We start from the raw sequence: 1,270 nt of genomic DNA on the forward strand, positions 1-1,270 counted from the left end.
TTTAATGTCTGGAAGTACTTAATCGCAGTATCTTTCGCGTAGAACGAACCGTTCAGTGCGGCAGATGCCCCTTTGGACTCCGTCGTGCCGTAAACCGCCATATCATCAATAAGCAGAGAACCGTGCGCCACAATATCACCGACGACGAAATGTTGTTGGAAAGGGTGCTTCGTCTTGAGATGCAATTGATGGCCTTTTGATTCAATGGTGCCACAAACGTTAGCATTGAATATATCGGTCGTACTGTGAGTCAAAATTTTACCAATAATGGTGTTGTACTCACCGTCAATATGAAGCGTCGACCCCGTTAGCTCTATATCCCCATCGATGAGAACATTATGCAGTTTTGTTGGGTAGGCCGACAGAAGGTCTCCATAAATAACAGTGTGTTTGTTTTGGTAATCTTCAATGCTCGAAGCTTGCTCATTGTTAACCTTCAACTCGACTGAAAGCGAGCGAAGTGAGATGCGTTTATTCGGCTCACCAATTCGGTTATTGCCCTCTAAAACAATGCCTTGATGAGCTTCTAGTATGACTTCGTTCTCAGGTGAAGAGGAGATGATGGAATCACCAACGGGTAATACGATCTTGCCATGGCAAAAAAAGGTAGTGTTTGTTCTTTGAATATCAAAAGAACTATGAGTTGAGCATATTTGGTTTAGCTCAGATGGTTTTGCAACGTCATAAACCGTTGCTTGTGCTGTTAACGGCATCAACATGGCCGTAGCAATAACGCAGTAAAGACGCATCATTAAGTATCCTAAATCTCGTGGAACTGAATGACATCAAGCGAGAGAAAATAAGTGTCTCAGAGAAATAGCGGCTAAATATTATTAGAAGAACCGCTTAGTTATTGAACTATGGGGGTTTTTATTTCGTATGTCATACCATAGTGATGTAAGGATATTAGAACTTAGATGGGTTGTTTGTTCAATAGATAAATGTGACATAAGTCGCATTGATGGTGTAAGTATTTGTTAGTAAATGATAATAAAAGGTGAGGCTCTACCAGAATAAGGCCAAGTGACGGCCTTATTCTGTACAATTATTCGCTACGCCGCGTGGTCGAGCAGGGGAGCCATCTGATACAACTCCTCAAGAATGGCTTTGGTTTGTCGTGAATACACCAATCGGTCACGGTCGCCTACAAGTTGAATCGCTTTTACCTTACCAGATACCAAACACAACCTTAATGTTCTCAGTACCATTTGAATATCCAGCGATGGCGTACCTTCAAGATTGTTTTTCGTTGATAGTGAACCTAAATCTA

The 1,270-nt window shown here is 41.7% G+C and carries 2 pseudogenes; both read right to left on the reverse strand.

What is annotated here, in order from left to right:
• Positions 1 to 752: pseudogene (locus tag R7E78_RS24230) on the reverse strand (polymer-forming cytoskeletal protein); the annotation flags it as partial.
• Positions 753 to 1,052: 300 nt separating this feature from the next.
• Positions 1,053 to 1,270: pseudogene (locus R7E78_RS24235) on the reverse strand (arginase); the annotation flags it as partial.

The organism is Vibrio sp. YT-19(2023), assembly GCF_033337395.1.